We start from the raw sequence: 20,026 nt of genomic DNA, 5'->3' as shown, positions 1-20,026 counted from the left end.
GCGAGCACGGCGGCCCGGGCGAGCGTTTTCGGGAAGGGGGACCGCCGGGCGGTCCTTGGAAGCACAGGCTAGGAAGGCGGGAACAATTTGACTAATCGTTAGTCGGGATGCAGGGTATCGCGAAAATAAATACAACAAGAGACGCCTGACATGCGCTTCAAGCACCTGGATCTGAACCTCCTGGTGGCCCTGGATGTACTGCTGGAAGAACAGAACATCACCCGCGCCGCCGCCCGCCTGCACATGACCCAATCAGCCACCAGCGGCGTGCTGGGACGCCTGCGCACCTACTTCGAGGACGACCTGCTGGTTCAGGTGGGCCGCAAGATGATGCCCACCCCATTGGCCAAGGAACTGGAGATCCCGGTACGCGAGGTCCTGCTGAAGATCCAGACCTCCATCACCGCCAAGCCGGTCTACGACATCTCCGAGAGCAAGCGGCACTTCCGCATCATGGCCTCGGACTACCTGATCAGCGTGCTCTTCGCCGAGGTAATCCGCGAGATCAACCACGAGGCGCCCCAGGTCACCTTCGAGCTCATCAGCCCCGGCGAGACCGCCGTCGAGATGCTGATGCGCGGCGAGGTGGACCTGATGATCGCGCCGGAGCATTACGTCGTGAAGGAACACCCTTCCCAACTCCTGTTCGAGGAGCAGCACGTGTGCGTGGTGTGGGACCAGAACGCCAGCGTCGGTGAGCGCCTGACCCTGGAGCGCTACCTGGAGCTGGGGCACGTCAGCGTCGCCTTCGGCCGCAGCCGTACGCCGGGCATCGAGGAGTGGTTCATGTCCCAGTACGGCTGCAAGCGCCGCCTGGAAGTCATTACCCACGACTTCAACACCCTGCCCCAGCTGGTGATCGGCACCGAGCGCGTCGCCACCATGCACAGCCGCCTGGCGCGGCTCTACGCGCGCAATCTGCCGCTGCGCATCCTGCCACCGCCGGTGGAGTTGCCGGCGATGCAGGAGTACATGAGCTGGCACCGCAGTCTGGACCGCGACCCCATGCTGCGCTGGCTGCGGGAAAAGCTGATCGACATGCTCCAGCGACCGGAGTCTCCGGTCTCGCCCTAAGCCTCAGGCACCCTGGCTCTGGTGGAACGCCCCCACCGCTCCGCCGAGGCTGGCGCTGAGCAGCTGCAGGCTGTCGGACGCCGCCTCCAGCTCGGCGCAGTCCCGCGCGTTCTGCTCCACCACCGCGCCCACCTTGCCCACCGACTCGTCCACCCGACAGACCATTTCATGCTGCTGGGCGGCGGCCTGGGCGATGGTCAGGCCGGTGCGTTCGAGTTGCCCCATGGCTTCGGTGATGGAGGCCAACACGCCGCTGGCGCGACCGGCCAGGTCCACGCCCACGGCGGTCAGGCACTGGCTGCCGCGCAGCCCTTCGGCGGTTTCCCGGGTCAGTTGGCCGAGCCGCTGGATCATCGCCTCGATCTCGCCGGTGGAGCTGCGCGTGCGCCCGGCCAGGGCACGCACCTCGTCCGCCACCACGGCGAAACCCCGGCCGTGCTCACCCGCGCGAGCCGCCTCAATGGCGGCGTTCAGGGCCAGCAGATTGGTCTGCTCCGCCACCGAACTGATCACGTCGAGCACCGCGGTGATGGCCTCGCTCTGGGCTTCCAGCACCTGCATGGACGCGGCGCTGCCGCTCACTTCCCGTGACAGCCGCTGCAGGCTTTCGCTGGCCTCGCGCATCAGTGCGTCGCCCTCGCGGATCAGCGTTCCCGCGTCCGCCAGGGCGGCCTGACTGCCGTCCACCTGGGCGCTCACCTGGGCCGCCGAACGGGTCATGTGGCGCATGGCGTCGGCAACGCGGTCGGCCTGCTGGCGCTGGGCATCCACCCCCTGCCCGGTGCGCTCGACCATCCCGGCCAGGGACCCGGCAGCCTGGTCGAGCCGCGCCACTTCCGCACCTATCCGCCCGACCAGGGCGCGCAGCGCCGAGAGCATCTGGCCGATGGCTTCGCCCAACTGGCCCAGTTCATCTCGCCGCGCAGCGGGCAGCGGCCCCTCCTCCAGGTCGCCGGCCGCGACCCGCCGGGCGAGGCCGAGCATCTGCCGCAACGGTGCGACGATGGCGCGGCGGATCGCCAGGCAGGCGCCGACGCTCGCCACCAGCGCCAGCAGCACCATGGCCAGCAGCTGCAGGTCGAGGCGCTTGCGCATCGCGCCATCGGCCTCGGCGCGCAGCGTCCGTTCCCGCTCCAGCAGGGTCGTCAGCTGCAGGGCGGCGCTAGCCATGCCGGCCTGGGCGGTGGCGGCGGTTTCACCGCTGGCGGCAAAGCGCAGGAACGCCTGGCGATACTGGTCCAGCGTGCGACTCGCCTCGTCGAGCGAACCACGCCGCTCGCCGTCCAGGCGCGAGGCCAGGCTGGCCAGGGCGCTGCCCAGCTCGCTGACCCGATTCTCCCAATCATCCCGGTAGCGCTTATGCGCCTCCAGGGAAAAATACAGTTCGGAGTCCCGCAGGTGGGCCAGGCGCTCACGCAGGCTGGCCGCCTCTTCCAGCAACTGCATCTGCTGCGGCTCCACCACGGCACCCTGCTCCAGCGCGAGATTGATGTCATCCGCCTGGTCGAGGAACAGCCCGCTGAAACGTTCGCCGGTGTCCTCCGCCAGACCCTGCATGCGCAACCGAGCGTCCAGCGCCACGCGGCGAGCGTCAGCATAGCCCCGGAAGGCCTCCAGATAACCCTGGGCGCTGGCCTCCAGGGCCGCCCGGAAGACGTCTCCGGAGCCCACCCGTGGGGCCTCGTCACGCAGCCGGCGCAACCCGGCCTCGACCTCCCCTGCTGCGCCCGCCGACGGCGCCAGGCCATACGCCCGCTCCGCCAGACGCGCCTCCGCCAGTGCAGCCTGGAGGTGGTCGAGTGCACGCAGCTGGGCCGCACTCGCCTGAGTGAGCTGCAGCGCCTGCCAGGCGGCCACGGCCATGCCCAGGGTGCAGGCCAACACCAGGCCGAAGCCCAGAGACAGCTTGCCGCCGACGCTCAGGTGGCCGAGCCAGCGCCACAGCGAGGTGGCGATTCTTTCGTGTCGTGGAGTGGTAACGGGCAAGGGCATCCTCCTCATCGGATCGGGCGCAGGAAGCGCGGCCGCGTACCCTAGCCAGCCCGGCTGCAAGCCAACCAATCGAGACTGGCGATGCGAGGCATCGCCGTTGGCCATGGTTGCCGCAAGGTATCTCGCCGGCAGATAGCTGGCATCCGAACAAGCGATTTGTCCAATTCCTACCCCCATGCGAGCTTGCCAGGGCCGCCCCAGCCGGGTGGTCGACGCCCGTATCACTGCCTGATGCGGGAGCAGTCATCCAGGGAGCGCCCGCCCTGCGCCCAGCGCCAACCGCCGCGAAGGCGCGCCCCGGATCAGAAGAAGGAAAACAACAACATGTTCCGTTACTTCCCTACGAACTACGTCTGGAATCTCTCGGTGGACCTGGCCCTGGAAATGGGCGCCCGCATCGGCGAGATCGTCGAGATGTGCGAACCCCTGCAGGACGCCGCCAAACAACCCGACGCCGCCGGTACCCGGGCCTTCCGTGAAACCTGGTCGAAAATGGCCGACAAGCTCTGTGACCTCGCCCGCGAGGACGAAGAAAAAGGCCGCCTGCTCTCGGCCGGCGAGAAGTACAACCGCGCCGCCACCTACTACCTGACCTGTGAACGCCTCCAGGCCCACGGTGCCCCCGGCCGTCTGGAACTGTACCAACGCTTCCTCGACACCTTCGCCCGCGGCATCGCCCTCTCTGGCGAGAACTGCGAACGGGTGGAGATACCCTACGAGGGCAAGGTCATCTCCGGCCTGTACGTTCGTGCCGAGGGTGTGGAAGGCCCCGCACCGCTGCTGGTGCAGCTAAACGGCCTGGATTCCACCAAGGAAATGAAATACCGCGTCGGCCTGCCGATGTGGCTGGCCAAGCGTGGCGTGTCCTCGTTGCTGATCGACCAGCCGGGCACCGGCGAGGCCCTGCGCCTACATGACCTGAAGGCCCGCTACGACGCTGAGCACTGGGGCAGCCGCGTCTTCGACTGGCTGGAGACCCGCGAGGACGTGGACGCCAGCCGCATCGGCTGCGAAGGCGTGTCCCTCGGCGGCTACTACTGCCCCCGCGTGGTGGCCTTCGAACCGCGCTTCGCCTGTGGTGTGGTCTGGGGCGCCAACCATGACTGGCGCGACGTGCAGAAACGCCGTCTGGAGCGCGAGGGTAGCTTCCCGGTGCCGCACTACTGGGAGCACGTGCGCTGGGTCTGGGGCGGCAAGGACGTCGACGAGTTCATGACCATCGCCGAGAACGTCCACCTGGACGGTGTGGTGGAACGCATCAAGGTCCCCTTCCTGGTCACCCACGGCGAACAGGATTCGCAGATCCCGCTGAAGTGGGCCCACCGTACCTACGAGCAGTTGGTGAACAGCCCGAAGCGCGAACTGAAGATCTTCACCCCGCGCGAAGGCGGTGTGCAGCACTCCAGCTTCGACAACTCCATCAATGCCGGCCAGTACATCGCCGACTGGGTCGCCGAGACCCTCGGCGGCCGTACCGCCTGATTGCCAAAACGAGAATCCGACCATGAAGATCATCGGACCTGATTACCTGGTGTTCGGCGTCGACGACGTTGACGCCTGCGTGCAATACCTCACCGACTATGGACTCAAGCCACGCGGTCTCGACGCAACCGGCGGCTACCTGGAAGCCCTGGACGGCACCGGCGTCGTCATTCGCCATCGCGACGACGCGCGCCTGCCGAAGGCGATGGAAACCGCCAGCACTCTTCGTGAAACGGTCTATGGCGTTGCCGACGAAGCGACTCTTCAGGCCATCGAGGCCGAGCTGTCGAAAGATCGCGACGTAGTCCGTGGTAAAGACGGCGTTCTTCGCGTGGTGGATGACATGGGCTTTGCCCTCGGTTTCCAGATTACCTGCCGACGCACTCTCGACCTGCCCGGCGAGATCAGCAATGCGCCTGGTTCCAGCTTCAGCCGCGAGGTCAATACCCTGGGCGCCAGCGACGAGCTGGCCGCCCTGCCCCGCAGCCTGTCCCATGTCGTCTACTTCGTCCCTGACTACGCCAAAGCGGAAGCCTTCTACCAGCGCATCGGCTTCGTCTGCACCGACCGCTTCACCGATGTCGGGCCGTTCCTGCGCCCGGCCGGCACCCTGGACCACCACACCCTGTTCCTGATCCAGACACCTCCGTTCATGAAGGGCATTGAGCACTTCACCTTCCACATGGGCGGCCCCACCGAAGTGATGCTGGCCGGCACCCGTCTGGTGGAGCAGGGCTACGAGTCGTTCTGGGGCCCCGGCCGCCACCAGTTGGGTTCCAACTGGTTCTGGTACTTCAACAGCCCCATGGGCTGCCACGTGGAGTACGACGCCGACATGGACTTGCACGACGAAAGCTGGACTGCCCGAGAGGCTCTGCCCGGCGCGGACAATTCACAATATTTCCTGTTCCACTACCAGGAAAAATGGGCACCGGGTGGTCCGCCGCCCAAGCATTGACGCGCTCCGTCGTCATCGGCAGGCACACCCCCGGAGCCGCACGCCCCGGGCAAGGGGAACCTGCCGCCTCAACTCCCGGGAGCCGGCTGGCCCGGGAGTCTTTTTGCGCCCATGGCATGGTGACGATCAGTCACTTCGCCAACGCCACGGACCCCGCCCACAAGGCATGGCCCCGCCTTTTTCATCCCCTCGGACCGGTGTTCCCCATGGCGACAGGCTGTAAGGGACATCGGTCAATCCCTTAACCTGTACGCCATTCGTCACGCCACCGACCTCCCGCCAAGGAATTCGATGAACGCGCCACCCCGCCACCTCCCCGCCGGCCATGCGCAATTGCGCAGCCTGCTGCCCGGCCTGATGCTGGGCCTGTTCATGGCCGCCCTCGACCAGACCATCGTGGCCGCCGCCCTGCCCGCCATAGCCCGCCAACTGTCCGGTGCCGAACTGCTGGCCTGGGTGGTTTCCGGTTATCTGCTGGCGATGACGGTGGCCACGCCGCTGTTCGGCAAACTGGGCGACCAGTTGGGTCGCCGGCGGATGCTGGCCGTCGCCCTGCTGCTGTTCGTCCTGGCCTCAGTGCTTTGCGCGCTGGCCCGCGACATGGGTGAATTGGTGGCTGCCAGGCTGCTGCAGGGCATCGGCGCCGGCGGCCTCATGGCCACTACCCAGGCCCTGGTTGGCGACCTGGTGGAGCCCGCCGAGCGCGGCCGCTACCAGGGCTGGTTCAGCAGCATGTTCGCCCTGGCGAGCCTTGCCGGGCCAGTGCTGGGTACCGGCCTCAGCACGCGGCTGTCCTGGCACTGGGTGTTCTGGCTGAACCTGCCCCTGGGGGTACTGTGCTTCCTGTTGGCGCGCCCAGCGCTGAAGTCCCTGGTGCAGCAGCGCCGGGACTCACCCATCGACTACCTGGGCGCCGCCCTGCTGTCCCTGGGCCTGGCCTCCCTACTCTGGCTGGTTGGCCGTGTCGGCCACGCGGTGGATCCTCTGGACGCCGGCAACCTCACCGCGCTGGGGTTGTGCGCCGTGGCACTGCCGCTGTTCGTCGCCAGCCAGAAGCGCGCCAGCGATCCGCTGATCCCCCTGCCGCTGTTGCGCATCGCGACGGCACGGGGCGGCTGGCTGCTGCTGTTCTTCGCCAGTTTCCAGGCGATTGGCCTGGCCGTGCTGATTCCCCTGCACGCCAGTGGTCAGGGGCTTTCCAGCAGCACCGCACAGCTCACCGCTATCGCCTTCGGTGCGCCCCTTGGCGCCTACCTGGGGGGACGGCTGAGTGCCCACTGGGGTCGCTACAAAGGCCTGCTGGTCACCGGCAGCGCACTGCTGCCGTTGGCCTTGTTGGCCTGGGCCTGGCTACCGCTGTCCGCCGGCGGTCATCTGCTGGTGCTGCTGCTTTGTGGCGCCGCCCTCGGCATGCAGTTCCCCACCTCCCTGGTGGCGGTGCAGAACGCCGTGCCGACCGAGCACCTGGGCGTCGCCACCGGTCTCTGCGGCCTCGCGCGCGGCCTCGGCGGTGCACTAGGGGTAGCAGCATTGTCCAGCCTTTACTGGCTGCTCTCGCCGGAAGCGCCGAGCGACGCCCTCGAACTGGCCGGCGGCGCACTCGCCGGCGAGGCCTTCCGCCAGCTGTTGCTGCTGGACAGCCTGGTCGCCCTGCTACCGCTGCTGATCGCCCTGCGCCTGGAGGACCTGCCGCTGCGCCGGGCGTAGGGTGCGCTGCGCGCACCGCCCGACCCATCCGACGAACTGGCTCCAGCCCGTAGGATCGGTCGAGGAACGAAACCCATCGCCTCGTTTGAATCCAGGGCGATGCAGCACAGGCGCTTCGGCCTCATTGCACCCCTGCAACCGGCGGCGCGACCACCCCGACCCGGCGCGCATAGTCCAGCCAGGCCCCCTTGAGGCGCTCCAGGGTTGCCGGCTGTTCAGCTGCCAGGTCCCGCTGCTCGCCGCGATCCCGGGACAGGTCGAACAGCTGCCAGCGGAGCGGCGGCGGAACGTCACCGGGCTTGCCCCAGGGCACCAAGCCGAGCAGTTTCAGGTTGCCTTCGCGGTAGTAGCGGCTGCCGAACAGCTCCCCGGCCATGACTGGTTCGGGGCGGCCCTGGCCTTCCAGCATGGCCAGCATCGAACGGCCGGTGATGGGGTGCTTCGGCTGGTCCTTCCAGCTGTCACCCGGATCGGGCAGACCAGCCAGGGCGAGGAAGGTCGGCGCCAGTTCATCCACCCGCGCGACGCTGCGCTCCAGTCCCTGGCGACGGAGGCTGGCTGGCAACAGCACGATGGCCGGGACGCTGATACCGCCCTCGGCGGTGCTGCCCTTGAACAGCCGCAGGGGCGCCGCGCTCACCTCGGCCCAACGCAGACCGTAGTCGATCTGCGAGCCGCGCCGACCAAGGTTCGCCAGGCTGTTGTCGGTGTCGGGACCGGCCGGGTAGAACTGCTCGTGGCGCTCGCCAGCGGCGCCATTGTCGGAGATGAACACCACCAGGGTGTTGTCCAGCTGGCCGCTCTCGCGCAGGTAGTCGAGCAGGCGACCGACGTTGTGGTCGAGGTTGTCGACCATGGCCGCGTAGATCTCCATCTTGCGGGCCTCGACGCGCTTCTGCGCGGCGTTCAGGTGATCCCAATCGGGCAGTTGCGGGCTCGCGGGCAAAGGCGCGGCACTCTGGAAGTCCGCGGGCAGCAGGCCCATGGTCTTCATTCGCTCGATTCGCCCCTGGCGGATTGCGTCATAACCGCCGTCGTAGCGACCCCGGTACTTGTCCAGGTAAGCCTCCGGCGCCTGTAGCGGCCAGTGTGGCGAGGTGTAGGCGGCGTAAGCGAAGAACGGCTTGCCGCTGCCTTCCCCCGCCTTCAGGTAGCCGATCAGCCTGTCGGTGTAGAAATCCGTGGAGTAGAAATCCGCCGGCAGCTCCACCGGGCGACCGTTCTCACGGTAGGTGACCTGTTCGAGCTTGGTCGCGGCGCCCGCCGTCGGCTTGAAGTGCACGGCGCCGCCCTCCAGCAGGGTGAAAGACTGCTCGAAGCCGCGCCGGTCGGGCCCCTGCTCCGGGGCTAGGCCCAGGTGCCACTTGCCTACCATGCTGGTGCGGTAGCCACCACCCTGCAGCAGCTCGGCGATGGAATGAGCCTGCTGGTTGAGGTAACCCTCGTAGCCCGGCTTGCCGCGCTGGAAGGGCTGGATCGCCTCACCCATGGTGCCCAGCCCGGCCAGGTGGTTGTCGGTGCCGGACATCAGCATCGCCCGCGTTGGCGAACAGGTGGGCGCAGCGTACATGTTGGTCAGCTGCAGGCCGCTTTCGGCCAGGCGGTCCAGATTCGGCGTGGCGATCTCGCCACCGAAGGCGCCCAGGTCTGAGTAACCCAGGTCATCGGCGACGATCAGCAGGATATTGGGCCGCTCGGCGGCACCGGCATGAAGCGGCGCCAGGCAAGCCAGGGCAGCCAGCAGCAGGGAAAAGCGCACGGGGAACTCCTTTTCTCATTCTTCGAAGATGGCTACGGCGCGGACGAAGCCCGCCGAGGCATGCTTGATCTTGTAGGGGAAGCAGGACACCAGGAAGCCGCTCACCGGCAGGCTGTCGAGGTTGGCGAGCTTTTCCATCTGGCCGTAGCCGATGTCGCGCCCGGCCTTGTGCCCTTCCCAGATGATCGAGGCATCCCCCGATTCGGCGAAGCGCTCGCGGGTGTACTTGAACGGCGCGTCCCAGCTCCAGGCGTCGGTGCCCACCACCCGCACGCCGCGCTCCAGCAGGTAGAGCGTGGCCTCGCGGCCCATGCCGACACCGGCTTCCAGGTAGCCCGACTGGCCGAACAGGCTGCCGGCGCTTGTGTTCACCAGCACAATGTCCAGCGGTTGCAGCTCGTGACCGATGCGTGCCAGTTCGGCTTCCACTTCGGCGGCAGTGACCACATGGCCGTCGGGCAACTGGCGGAAATCCAGCTTCACCCCCGGCTGCAGGCACCACTCCAGGGGCAGTTCGTCGATGCCGAAGGCCGGCTTGCCGCCATCGGTGGTGGAGGCGTAGTGCCAGGGCGCGTCCATGTGGGTGCCGCTGTGGGTGGTGATGGCCAGGCGCTCGGCGGCCCAGGATTCCTTGCCCGGCATCTGGTCGATGGACAGGCCGGGGAACATCGCGGCCATTTCCGGCCAACCCTGCTGGTGGTCCATGTAGTCGATCCTCGGCAGAAGCGGCGGCGGATCGGTGTAGGGGTTGTTGTCCAGGGTGACGGAAAGGTCGACCAGGCGGCGTTTGCGGGCAAGGGTCATGGCGGCGGTTCTCAAGCGGTTCGTTCAATGGCGTGGGTACGCCGGGACGTGGCACTCAGCGCGTTGCGCACCAGGGCCTGGGCCGAGCCGTCGTGGCGGAAGCCCAGGGTCCGGGCCAGTGGCGTACGCAGGGGTGGATAGCGACCGAACAGGGCCTCCAGGCCGGCGTCGGGCTGGTAGCTGACCAGCTCCCGGCGGTCGTCGCCGAAGGCTTCGGCCAGTGCCTCGACCACCTGGGCGACGGATAGCTGCAGCACCGGCAGTTGCCAGATGGGTTGCGCCCCGGGGTTGTCGAGTTCGGCGGCATGCAGCAGGTTGTCGACGCAGCAGCGAGCCGACATCCACCAGGCGGTGGCGCTGGGAGACACCGGGCACTCGTAGGCTTCACCTGCAGCCAGGGCATGCATCAGGTCGCTCATGAAGGCCGAGCGCAACCCATTTGGCTCGCGGGGCCGTGCGACGATGCCGGGCAGCCGCAAGACGCGGCCATCCACTTCGCCACGGCGGGCCAGGTCGCTGATCTGGGTTTCCACCATCAGCTTGTGGGCGCCGTAGGACAGCGCCGGGCGTGGCATCAGCCCCTCGTCCATGCGCTTGGGCAGGTCGGCGCCGTACACCGCCACGCTGCTGGCGTACACCAACACCGCTGGGCGTGCCGTGCGGCGCAGCTGATCCAGCAGCTCCAGGCTGGCTAGCAGGTTGACCTGGTGACCCAGGCCATACTCACGCTCCGCGGCGCCACCGGGGATGCTCACCAGGTGGAAGACCACGTCCATGCCGTCGGCCAGGGCCCGGCGCAGCAGTGTGGGATCGGTGATGCTGCCCTCCAGCAGACGCAGGCGGTGGTCCGCCGCGAAGCCGTCGAGGCGCTGGTCGAGCAGTACCAGCGCCTCAATCCTGTGGCCGCGCAGGCTGCCCGACTCCAGCAGGCGCTGGACCAGTTGCCGGCCGAGAAAGCCCCCGGCCCCGGTGACCATCACACGCATGGCGAACCTCCCTGAATCACCCGCTGGTCGATGGCGCCGAACAGCACTGATCCGTCGCTGTTGCGCGCCTCCATGCGCACCCTGTCGCCAAAGCGCATGAAGCCGGTGGCTGGCGCCCCCTGGGCGATCATTTCGATGGCGCGGCGCTCGGCGATGCAGGCCGAGCCGACGCTACGATCGGCGTTGGAAACGGTGCCCGAACCCAGAATGCTGCCGGCGGCGAGGCGGCGGGTCAGGGCCGCGTGGGCAATCAACTGGTGGAAGCCGAAGTGCATGGCACCGCCATGGGGATGGCCGAACCACTGCCCGTTCCATTCGACGTTCAACGGCAAGTGCACACGGCCGTCGCGCCAGGCGTCGCCCAGCTCGTCTGGGGTCACAGCTACCGGAGCGAAGCTGGAGGAGGACTTGGCCTGGACGAAGCCGAAGCCGGTGTTCATTTCCCGGGGTGCGAGGGCCCGCAGGCTGACGTCGTTTACCTGCAGCACCAGGCGGATATGGCCCAGCGCCTGCTCCGCGGTGCAGCCCATGGGCACCTCGTCCACCAGCACGGCGAACTCACCCTCGAAGTCGATGCCATGGGCCTCGTTGGGCAGCGGGATGTCCTGGCGAGCGCCGAGGAAGTCGTCACCAGCACCCTGGTACATCAGCGGCGTAATCTCCACGCCTTCGATAGGATCGAGGTTGAACGCGCGTTGCATCAGCTCGCCATGGCTGAGGAAGCAGGAGCCGTCCAGCCATTGCCAGGCCCGGGGCAGCGGCGCCAGGACGTCGGCTGGATCGAAGTCAAAGGCGTCCTCGAGTTCGCCCCGGTTGAGAGCGTCGTAGCGGCTGCGCAGGTCCTCCTCCAGGCTCCACCAATGATCCACCGCCGCCTGCAGCGTGGGAGCGATATCGGTGGCGTCCACCGCGCGGGTCAGGTCGCGGGACACCAGCAGCAGGCGCCCGTCGCGGCTGCCATCGGCCAGGGTGGCGAGCTTCATTTCAACACCTCCGCCAGCGCCGGTGCGTAGCGGCCGTCCAGCAGGATGAAGACCATCCGCGCCATGGCCTCGGTGCGGTTGCTCCAGGCGTGGTTGGTGCCGCGCTGGACCACGATGTCGCCGCGCTTGAGGTGGATTTCCTCGCCATCCAGCACCAGCCAGACCTCCCCCTCGGTGACGATGCCGTAGTCCAGGGTCTCGGTGCGATGCATCAGCTTGTGCTTCGAATCAGCCTTGCCAGTGCCGGCGTGGGCTTCACCGATCTCGGCAAAGACGGCGGCCGCGTCTTCGGCGCTGACCTGGTTCTGCACGCTGTCCGGCGGGATATCCACCACGCGGATCACGCTGCCCAGGGCGTCGGGAGACAGTTGCAGTGCCTTGGCGGTGGGGTCGTCGCCGTTGTCCAGGGTTGCCGGGCTAGTGGTGCTGTTCCACACCTCGTAGAACAGGGTGCCGGGCACCGCTTTGAGCGGGAAGTTGTTTGGCGTCGGGCCAGCCATGGCAACCACGGCCTGGCCTGTGGCGTCGTGGCCGGTGACCACGCGTTTGAAGGGGGGAAGTGCGTGCATGGAAACTCCTTTCAATTGCCGTCGCCGATGGTGGTGCCACCGTCGACGATGATGTTCTGTCCATTAATGAAGGCGCCGCCCGGGGCGGCCAGCAGCAACGCCAAGGCCGCCACCTCTTCCGGCCGGCCGACCCGGCGCAGGGGAGTCAGCTCCAGGCGGCGCTGCATCACTTCGGGGTTGTCGGTCAGGGGCCGGGCGAATTCGGTCTGGATCACACCGGGACTGATGGCGTTGACGCGAATGTTGGCCGGGCCCCACTCCACCGCGAGGTTGCGCGCCAGCTGGACCAGAGCTGCCTTCGACAGGCCGTAGAGCCCCAGGGCCTTGTTGCCGCGTACGCCGGCGATGCTGGCCATCAACACCAGGCTGCCGCCGCCCTGCTCCGCCATCACCGGCAACAGCTCGTTGCTCAGCCACACAGCGCTTTCCAGGTTGATCCCCATGGTCAGGCGCCAGGCCGCTTCATCGGCGCTGTGCAGCGGGCCGAAGTGCGGCGCCACGCCGGCATTGCACACCAGCGCATCGATCCGCCCGTACTGGTCGAGCACCTGCCGTGCCAGTGCGCGGACCTCGTCCGGCTGGGCGAGATCCGCGGCAATGCTGGTCACGACGAAGCCTTCGCCGCGCAGCTCGGCCGCCACGCGCTGGCAGTCGTCGGCGTTCTCGCTGCTGATGGCCAGGCTCGCACCGGCGCGACCGTATTCACGGGCGATGGCCAGGCCGATACCACGGGTTGCGCCAGTGATCAGCGCGACCCGGCCTTCGAGGGAAAACAGCGAGCTGCTCATAGGATGCGGCACCCCTGCTCGAAGGACAGGCGCGGTCCGGACGGGCGCAGGCCCGTGTCATCGCCATAGCCCAGGCAGCAAAGAAAGTTGCTGCGCCAGCGGCCGTCCGAGAAGAAAGTGGCGTCCACCTGGGCGTTGTCGAAGCCGGACATGGGGCCGCAGTCCAGGCCCAGGGTGCGCGCTGCGAGGATCAGGTAGGCGCCCTGCAGGCTGCTGTTGCGCAGCGCGGCGGTGAACGCCGCCTGCGGATTGTCACGGTAGGCCGCGCCGGCGTCATAGATCGGGAACAGCTCGGGCAACAGTTCGAAGAAGCGGCTGTCCCAGGCGACGATGACGGTCACCGGCGCCTGCAGCATCTTGTCGCCGTTATGGCCCTTGAGGGCCGGCAGTAGCTTTTGCTTGGCCTCCGGACTGCGCACGAAGACGAAGCGTGCCGGACTGCAGTTGTTGCTGGTGGGGCCCTGGCGCAGGGCCTGGTAGAGCTGGTGAATCAGTGCCTCGGGCACCTCGCGGTCCTGCCAGAGGTTGTGCGAGCGGGCCTTGAGGAACAGTTGGTCGACAGCGGCGGAATCCAGAGGATGGGCCATGGGGTACTCCGAAAAGGTTCAGGACAGGCTGGTGGCCGGCGCAGCCAGCGGGCGGAACAGCCAGGGCAGTGCCAGGCAGGCGACGGCCAGGAACAACTGGGCGATGGCCACCAGAGTCAGGGCCGCCGGCAGAGCACCGGCTTCGCCGTGGGTCAGGGCCAGAACCACCAGCGGGCTGATGAACTCGCCGGCGAACAGGGCGGCGGTGAAACCGCCGGTGGCCCGTCCGCGCTGGGCGAAGCTGACCTGGCTCATCACCCAGGTGATCAGGGTCGGCAGCAGCAGGCCGATGCCCAGGCCATTGACCAGCACCGCCACGATCAGCAGGGCATGGCTGGCGGCACTGGCCATGAGCCAACCGCCGAGCCCTGCGGTGGCAAAGGCCAGCAGCAACAACAGCGGGCGGCGCAGCCCCGCCAACAGGCGGAAGCTCAGGGCCCCGGCCAGCACCCCCAGCTGATTGGCGCCCATGGTCATGCCTATTTGCTGCGGCGCATCCACATGCAGCAGGGCCAGCAGGAAACCGGCCTGCACCGGCACGATGAACAGGCTGATACCCGCCAGCACCGTTAGCCCGTACAGCGGCAGCAGCGCGCCCCAGGGGAAGCGCCCGGCTTCACTGACATGCACGTCGCCGACGCTGGGCGTGGGTTCCCAGAGCAGCGCCGCCATCAGCGGCATGAACAGCAGACCCACGGCGTAGAGTACGAACGGGGTTCGCCAGTCGTCCTGCCCCAGGGCACCGCCCAGGGCGATGAACACGGCGGCCGACAGGGAAGTGGCGACCATCTGCAAGGCGAACAGTCGCTCGCGGCGCGCGCCTTGGTAGTAGTCGCCCATCAGGGTGGTGCAGCAGGTCATGATGCCCGCCTCCGCCAGGCCCAGGCCGGCGCGGCTGGCGACGATCGCCGGCAGCGAGTCCAGCCACAACGGCAGCAGGCCGCAAAAGGCATAGAGCAGCATCGAGGCGAGCAGCAGCGGCTTGCGCCCAAGGCGGTCGACGATCATGCCGGCGAAGGGCGCCAGCAGGGCGATCACCAGCGCTGGGATGGTCAGGGCAATGGGCGCCAGCACCGCGGCTCCCGGCGTTTCCGCAAAGTGTGCCTGCATGCGCGGCAACACCGGTGCCAGGAGCACCGCACCGAGCACTGGCAGGCAGCTGCCGATCAGCAGCAACAGCGATTGCGGCAGACCCGCCTGGCGTTCAGCGACGCTCATAGCGCACCTCCGGCATGAAGCCATAGGCGCCTTCGGAGTAATGCCCGACAGCCGCAGGCAGGGTTTTCCAGATACTTCGCAAGGTGGTGATCAGTCGTGTCATCGCGATCGGCTCTTGTTGTTGTTCTGTGGTTTCAGGAATTCACGGCATCCAGCAGCAGCGCCTGGTCGGTACGCGCCTCGCGCCGTTGCGCCGGCAGCGCCGAGTCTTCGGCTAGTGCGTCACCAAGGCGGGTGGCCGGCAGCAGGAAGTAGGCGAGCGCCGGCAGCAGGACCAGGGCGCCGACCATGTTCCAGACGAACATGAAGGCCAGCAGCACGCCCATGTCGGCCTGGAACTTGATGGGCGAGAAGATCCAGGTGCCGACGCCGATGGCCAGTGTCACCCCGGTGAGCATCACCACCTTGCCGGTGGAGACCAGCGCCCGGTAATAGGCCTCGGAGAGGCTGGCGCCCTGACGCAGGTGGCCGAGCATGATGCTCATCACGTAGAGCGCGTAGTCGATGCCGATGCCCACCCCGAGGGCGATCACCGGCAGCGTGGCCACCTTCACGCCGATGCCGAGCCAGACCATCAGCGCCTCGCAGAGGATCGAGGTGAGCATCAGCGGAATCACCGCGCAGAGGGTCGCGCGCCAGGAGCGGAAGGTGATGAGGCAGAGCAGGATCACCGCGCCGTAGACCCAGAACAGCATCTCGCGGTTAGCTTCCTTGACCACGATGTTGGTGGCGGCCTCGATCCCGGCGTTGCCGGCGGCCAGCTGGAACTTCACCTCGTCCGTGTCGTTGGCCGCGGCGAATGCTTCGACGTGCTCCACCAGGCGGGTCAGGGTCTCGGCCTTGTGATCAGTCAGGTAGACGTAGAGCGTCAGCAGGCTGCAGGACTCGTTGTACAGACCGCGCGGTGCGCTGGCGGTGATCATGTTGAGCATCGCCTGGTTGTTCTGAAGCTCGTACCACTTTGGGCTGCCTTCGGAGAGGCCCACCAGCATGCGGCGGTTGAGCAGCGCCAGGGAGTTGGTGGAATCCACCCCCGGCAGGCTGCGCAGCTGCCAGTCCAGTTCGTCCACCTTGCGCAGGATGTCGTAGCGCGCGCATACGCTGTCCGGCGTGCGCACCATGATCGCGAAGAGATCGCTGCTGGCCCCGTAGCTGCGGGTCATGAAGGCGTCGTCCTGGTTGTAGCGCGAGTCCGGGCGCAGCTCGGGGGCGCCGGCGTCCAGGTCGCCGATGGCCAGGTGCAAGCTGACCATGAAGCCGAGCACCGCCATCACCAGGCTGACGCCCACGCAGATCGCCGCCCAGGGCTTGCGGGTGAAGAGGTCGAGGAAACGCCAGAACGGGTGCCTAGCCTGGCCGCCCTGCTCCGCTCGCTCACTCTTCAGGCTGAGTTCGGCGGCACGCGGGCTGACGCCGACATAGGAGAGCAGCACCGGAAGCAGGATCAGGTTGGTGAAGATCAGCACGGCGACGCCGATGCTGGCGATGATCGCCAGGTCCTGGATCACCTGGATCTGGATGATCATCAGCACGGCGAAACCGACCGCGTCGCAGAGCAGCGCGGTGAGGCCGGCGAGGAACAGGCGGCGGAAGGTGAAGCGCGCCGCGACCACGCGGTGCATGCCGCGGCCGATGTCCTGCATGATGCCGTTCATCTTCTGCGCGCCGTGGCTCATGCCGATGGCGAACACCAGGAAGGGCACCAGCACCGAGTACGGGTCCAGCTCGTAGCCCAGCAGCGGCAGCAGGCCCAGTTGCCAGACCACCGCCACCAGCGAGCAGAGCACCACCAGTACCGTGCTGCGCACGCAGCGGGTGTAGCCATAGAGCACCACGGTGGTGATGAGGATGGCGACAGCGAAGAACAGCAGGATCTGCTCCAGGCCTTCGATAAGATCGCCCACCTTCTTGGCGAAGCCGGTGATGTGGATGTCGACGCTGTCGCTCTCGTACTGGCCGCGCAGGGCCTCCAGATGGTCGGCCAGCGCCCGGTAGTCCAGCGGCTTGCCATCCGGCGTACGCGCCAGCAGCGGCACGTAGATGATGCTGGAGCGCTGGTCGAAGGCCACCAGTTGGCCGATCTCATTGGACAGCTGCACGTTGCGCCGCAGATCGGCGAGGGACGCGGCGCTGCCGTCGTACTCGTCCGGAATCACCGGCCCTCCGTCGAGCCCTTCTTCTGTCACCGACACCCAACGCGTGGCCGGCGTCCATAGGGACTTCATATAGGCCCGGTCGACACCTGGCAGCAGGTAAATCTGATCACTAAGCGCCTGCAGGGTGCGCAGATAGTCGGCGTCGTAGATGTCGCCATTGCGGTGGGCGACGGCGATGCGCAGGGCGTTGCCCAGCCCCGACAGTTCCTTCTGGTTGGCCAGGTAGTTGGCGATGTACGGATGTCCGGTGGGGATCATCTTCTCGAAGCTGGCGTTCAGTTCCAGGCGGGTCGACTGCCAGCCGAGTAGCACAGTGGTCACCAGGCATAGCAACAGCACCCAGTGACGGTGATTGAACAGGGCCCGTTCCACCAGCGAGCCGGAACGGGGATCGAACGCGTCCTGGCCGGACGGAATGGCTTGGCGAGCGGAATTCATGAACTCACTCCAAAGCGGAAACGGCGGACTGCGGCAGGCGCGACAGGCCGGTGAAACCAGCGAGGACCAGGCTGCCGTCGGCGGCCTGAATGATTCCCGAAACCGGTTTGCCCAGAGGTTTTGTGGCCGGGGCGAAGTGGCCTGACGTGCTGGCGAACAGGCCGCCGGCCTGGTTGGCCAGGAGCACACGACCGTCATCCAGGCAGATGGCGTCGCTGAAGGACAGCGGCGCCATCATCGGCAACGCTTCCGCGCTGTCGGCGTCTTTCGCGAGGAGGAAGGCGTGTCCCTTGAGCCCGCCGATCAGCAGCGCCCCGTCGGCACGGCTTGCGAGGGTGAACAGGGTGCCGGCATAAGGGCTCTCCAGTTGCTGGAACTGCTGGCCATCCGGCGAACGCGCCAGGTAGCCCTGCTCGCCGGCAAGGAACCAGGCCACGCCCTGACGGGCCACGGCGTAGAGGTGCAGGCCCATGGGGTTGTCGATGGCGCCCATCACCGAGCGCCAGGTGGTTCCGCCATCCTCGGTGCGCAGGGCAAGGCCGTAGGCCCCCACCACCAGCCCACGCTCGGCGTCGCTGAAGGCCAGGGCCAGGAGGGGCTTATCTGCGCCCTCCTCCACCAGGCGTTCGGCGGTCTGCACCCGAGTCTCGGCAGCTTCGGCGTCCGCCGCAGCCGGCAGTTCATGGCGCGCGGCATCCAGTTCCAGCTGCGCGGCGCGACGGCCGTCGAGCTGCAACGCCCAGTTTTCGCCACCGTCGGTGGTCGCCAGAACCACGCCGGCATGGCCGACCGCCCAGCCATGGCTGGCGTCGACGAACTGCACGGCGGTCAGCCCCACCGACACCGGCACCTGGGCCTGGCGCCAGTGCTGACCGTTGTCGTCGGATAGCAGGACCAGGCCCCGCTCGCCCACCGCCACCAGGCGATCACCGGCGCGGGCCAGGTCGGTGAACACCGCGCGCTCGGCATTGGGCACCTGCATCGCGGGGCTTTCCAGTACATCGCCGACGCCCTTGGCGTCGGCCAGGCAAGGGGCCGCGATCGGCAGGGCGAGGGCCAGCAGCAGGCCGCTCACCTGACGCAATCTGTTCATGTTCTACCTCGAATTCAGCCAGACCCGGGGAGGGCTGGCGCCCTCCCCTAACTTCATCAACGCACGCCACGTCCCGCCATCGCCGCCGGGGAGAACTCCGCCGGCTTGTAACGCTCGACCAGGCCGTACTGCTGGTCCTTGCCGGCGTAAAGGTTCTGGATGAACCAGGCACCGGACACCAGGTCGTAGAAGCCCGAGGACAGTTGGGCCACGGCGGGCAGGTCCGGCATCACAGCCGGCAGCGACCAGAGGGTCTTGGCCAATTGGCCATTGGCATCCCAGCGGTCGCCCAGAAGCGCCTGCCAGGTGTCCTCGTCGAGGTAATAGCGGCCCTTGGGAAGCTGGTGGCGCTTGCCGGGGGCGAGGTCGGCTTCCACTACCCAGACGCGGTGCAGTTCCCAGCGCACGTAGTCGGGGTTCAGGTGATGCTTGTCGAACAGGTCTTCCGGCTTGGCGGCGGTCTGCACTTTGTTGGTGTTGTAGGGGATGTACATCTCCTGCTTGCCCACCAGCTTCCAGTCGAAGCGGTCCATGCGGCCCTGGAACACGCTCAGCTCGTCGAAAGACATCACCCCGGCGGTAGCCGGAGTCGGTGTGTCGCAGCAGGCGTTGGGCAGCTTGCGCACGCGGCGCTGGCCGGTCAGGTAGACGTGGGCCTGGGACTTGTCGCCGTTGAGGTTGGTGCGCCCCATGATCTGCTCGCCGGCACGCAGGGGCGGGCCGACGTTGAGCAGGCGGAACAGCCAGTAGTCACCCTCGAAGGTGGCGGCGCTACCGTCCTGGTAGTAATAGGGCATCTCCTGCACGGCCTTGCCATCAGTGGTCATAACCTGCGCACCATCGGCGGTCATCAGGTAGTGGCGGAAATCCATCGCCACCGAGGTGCCGCGCCAATTCAGCAGGTGGTTCCACATGGCCTCGGCGCCGCTCTTCGGCACCGGGAACGGGATGCCGCCAAAGGCGCCTTCCGGTACCGGGCCGGCGCTGCTGTCCACCAGCTTGGCGTTCTCTGCGTTCTTCAGGGTGTTGTCGTAAACCCACTGCGGCGCCGCAGCGCTTCGGCGTGTGGGGTAGACGTCAATGCGATAGGTTTCGGGGTAACGCTTGAACATGGCCTTGACGCCATCGCTTAGCTTGTCGGCGTACTGGTCCAGGTTCTTCGCGGTGATGCTGTACAGCGGCTTGTCGGCGGCGAAGGGATCGCCGCGCTTGCCACCTTCCTTGAACGACGGGTCCACCTTGGTGTAGCCGCCATCCCAGGCCGGGATGCTGCCGTCGCTGTTGCCGGCGCGCTCCGCGCCCAGCGGGGTCAGGCTCTTGCCCAGGTCATCCACGCTGGCGGCGAGAGCGGGTTGCAGGCCAAGGGCGGCGGCGCCAACCAGGGCCAGACAGAAGCTCTTGAGAGTGAACGGGATAGTCATGCGCAAGTCCC

At 67.4% G+C, this 20,026-nt stretch carries 16 protein-coding genes; 4 read left to right on the top strand and 12 right to left on the bottom strand.

Annotated elements, in window-relative coordinates; genetic code table 11:
• The first annotated feature begins 150 nt into the window (after positions 1-150).
• Positions 151-1,074, top strand: coding sequence for a LysR family transcriptional regulator (locus MnOB_RS04025; RefSeq protein ID WP_077522268.1), 924 nt, complete (start codon positions 151-153; stop codon positions 1,072-1,074).
• 3 nt (positions 1,075-1,077) lie between these two features.
• On the opposite strand, the gene MnOB_RS29760 is transcribed toward MnOB_RS04025, so the two are convergent.
• Positions 1,078-3,060, bottom strand: coding sequence for a methyl-accepting chemotaxis protein (locus MnOB_RS29760; RefSeq protein WP_077522266.1), 1,983 nt, complete (start codon positions 3,058-3,060; stop codon positions 1,078-1,080).
• A 330-nt stretch (positions 3,061-3,390) separates the two neighbouring features.
• Between MnOB_RS29760 and MnOB_RS04015 the strand changes: the two genes are divergently transcribed.
• The 3 genes from MnOB_RS04015 (at position 3,391) to MnOB_RS04005 (ending at position 7,213) form a co-directional block, all read left to right on the top strand.
• On the top strand, positions 3,391-4,548 hold the full coding sequence (locus MnOB_RS04015; protein ID WP_077522264.1) for an alpha/beta hydrolase family protein: 1,158 nt from the start codon (positions 3,391-3,393) through the stop codon (positions 4,546-4,548).
• A 22-nt stretch (positions 4,549-4,570) separates the two neighbouring features.
• On the top strand, positions 4,571-5,506 hold the full coding sequence (locus tag MnOB_RS04010; protein ID WP_077522262.1) for a VOC family protein: 936 nt from the start codon (positions 4,571-4,573) through the stop codon (positions 5,504-5,506).
• Positions 5,507-5,797: 291 nt separating this feature from the next.
• On the top strand, positions 5,798-7,213 hold the full coding sequence (locus MnOB_RS04005; RefSeq protein WP_077522260.1) for an MFS transporter: 1,416 nt from the start codon (positions 5,798-5,800) through the stop codon (positions 7,211-7,213).
• 121 nt (positions 7,214-7,334) lie between these two features.
• Here MnOB_RS04005 and MnOB_RS04000 read toward each other — a convergent pair whose 3' ends face one another.
• The 11 genes from MnOB_RS04000 to MnOB_RS03950 form a co-directional block, all read right to left on the bottom strand.
• Positions 7,335-8,972, bottom strand: coding sequence for an arylsulfatase (locus tag MnOB_RS04000; protein WP_077522258.1), 1,638 nt, complete (start codon positions 8,970-8,972; stop codon positions 7,335-7,337).
• A gap of 15 nt (positions 8,973-8,987) precedes the next feature.
• On the bottom strand, positions 8,988-9,776 hold the full coding sequence (locus tag MnOB_RS03995) for a cyclase family protein (RefSeq protein WP_077522256.1): 789 nt from the start codon (positions 9,774-9,776) through the stop codon (positions 8,988-8,990).
• 11 nt (positions 9,777-9,787) lie between these two features.
• Positions 9,788-10,762, bottom strand: a complete 975-nt coding sequence (locus MnOB_RS03990; protein ID WP_077522254.1) for an NAD-dependent epimerase/dehydratase family protein — start codon at positions 10,760-10,762, stop codon at positions 9,788-9,790.
• On the bottom strand, positions 10,753-11,745 hold the full coding sequence (locus MnOB_RS03985; protein WP_077522252.1) for a fumarylacetoacetate hydrolase family protein: 993 nt from the start codon (positions 11,743-11,745) through the stop codon (positions 10,753-10,755). The genes MnOB_RS03990 and MnOB_RS03985 overlap by 10 nt, the downstream gene beginning before the upstream one ends.
• Positions 11,742-12,314: a cupin domain-containing protein gene (locus MnOB_RS03980; protein ID WP_077522250.1), complete on the bottom strand. Its 573-nt coding sequence runs from the start codon at positions 12,312-12,314 to the stop codon at positions 11,742-11,744. Before MnOB_RS03980 ends, MnOB_RS03985 begins: the two co-directional genes overlap by 4 nt.
• A gap of 11 nt (positions 12,315-12,325) precedes the next feature.
• Complete coding sequence (locus MnOB_RS03975; protein ID WP_077522248.1) at positions 12,326-13,102, bottom strand: SDR family NAD(P)-dependent oxidoreductase; 777 nt, start codon at positions 13,100-13,102, stop codon at positions 12,326-12,328.
• Positions 13,099-13,689, bottom strand: coding sequence for a malonic semialdehyde reductase (locus tag MnOB_RS03970; RefSeq protein ID WP_077522246.1), 591 nt, complete (start codon positions 13,687-13,689; stop codon positions 13,099-13,101). The genes MnOB_RS03975 and MnOB_RS03970 overlap by 4 nt, the downstream gene beginning before the upstream one ends.
• A gap of 18 nt (positions 13,690-13,707) precedes the next feature.
• Positions 13,708-14,907, bottom strand: a complete 1,200-nt coding sequence (locus MnOB_RS03965; RefSeq protein ID WP_077522244.1) for an MFS transporter — start codon at positions 14,905-14,907, stop codon at positions 13,708-13,710.
• Positions 14,908-15,041: 134 nt separating this feature from the next.
• Positions 15,042-17,501, bottom strand: coding sequence for an efflux RND transporter permease subunit (locus MnOB_RS03960; RefSeq protein ID WP_077522242.1), 2,460 nt, complete (start codon positions 17,499-17,501; stop codon positions 15,042-15,044).
• A gap of 4 nt (positions 17,502-17,505) precedes the next feature.
• Positions 17,506-18,594 (bottom strand): WD40/YVTN/BNR-like repeat-containing protein, encoded by a 1,089-nt coding sequence (locus MnOB_RS03955; RefSeq protein WP_077522240.1) that lies wholly within the window; start codon positions 18,592-18,594, stop codon positions 17,506-17,508.
• Positions 18,595-18,650: 56 nt separating this feature from the next.
• Positions 18,651-20,015: a DUF1329 domain-containing protein gene (locus tag MnOB_RS03950; RefSeq protein ID WP_077522238.1), complete on the bottom strand. Its 1,365-nt coding sequence runs from the start codon at positions 20,013-20,015 to the stop codon at positions 18,651-18,653.
• Positions 20,016-20,026: the final 11 nt, after the last annotated feature.

It is taken from the genome of Metapseudomonas resinovorans (assembly GCF_002003485.1).
Lineage (GTDB): Bacteria > Pseudomonadota > Gammaproteobacteria > Pseudomonadales > Pseudomonadaceae > Metapseudomonas > Metapseudomonas resinovorans_D.
Note: the sequence above shows the minus strand (reverse complement) of the source record. Positions and strands in the feature narration are given on the sequence as shown.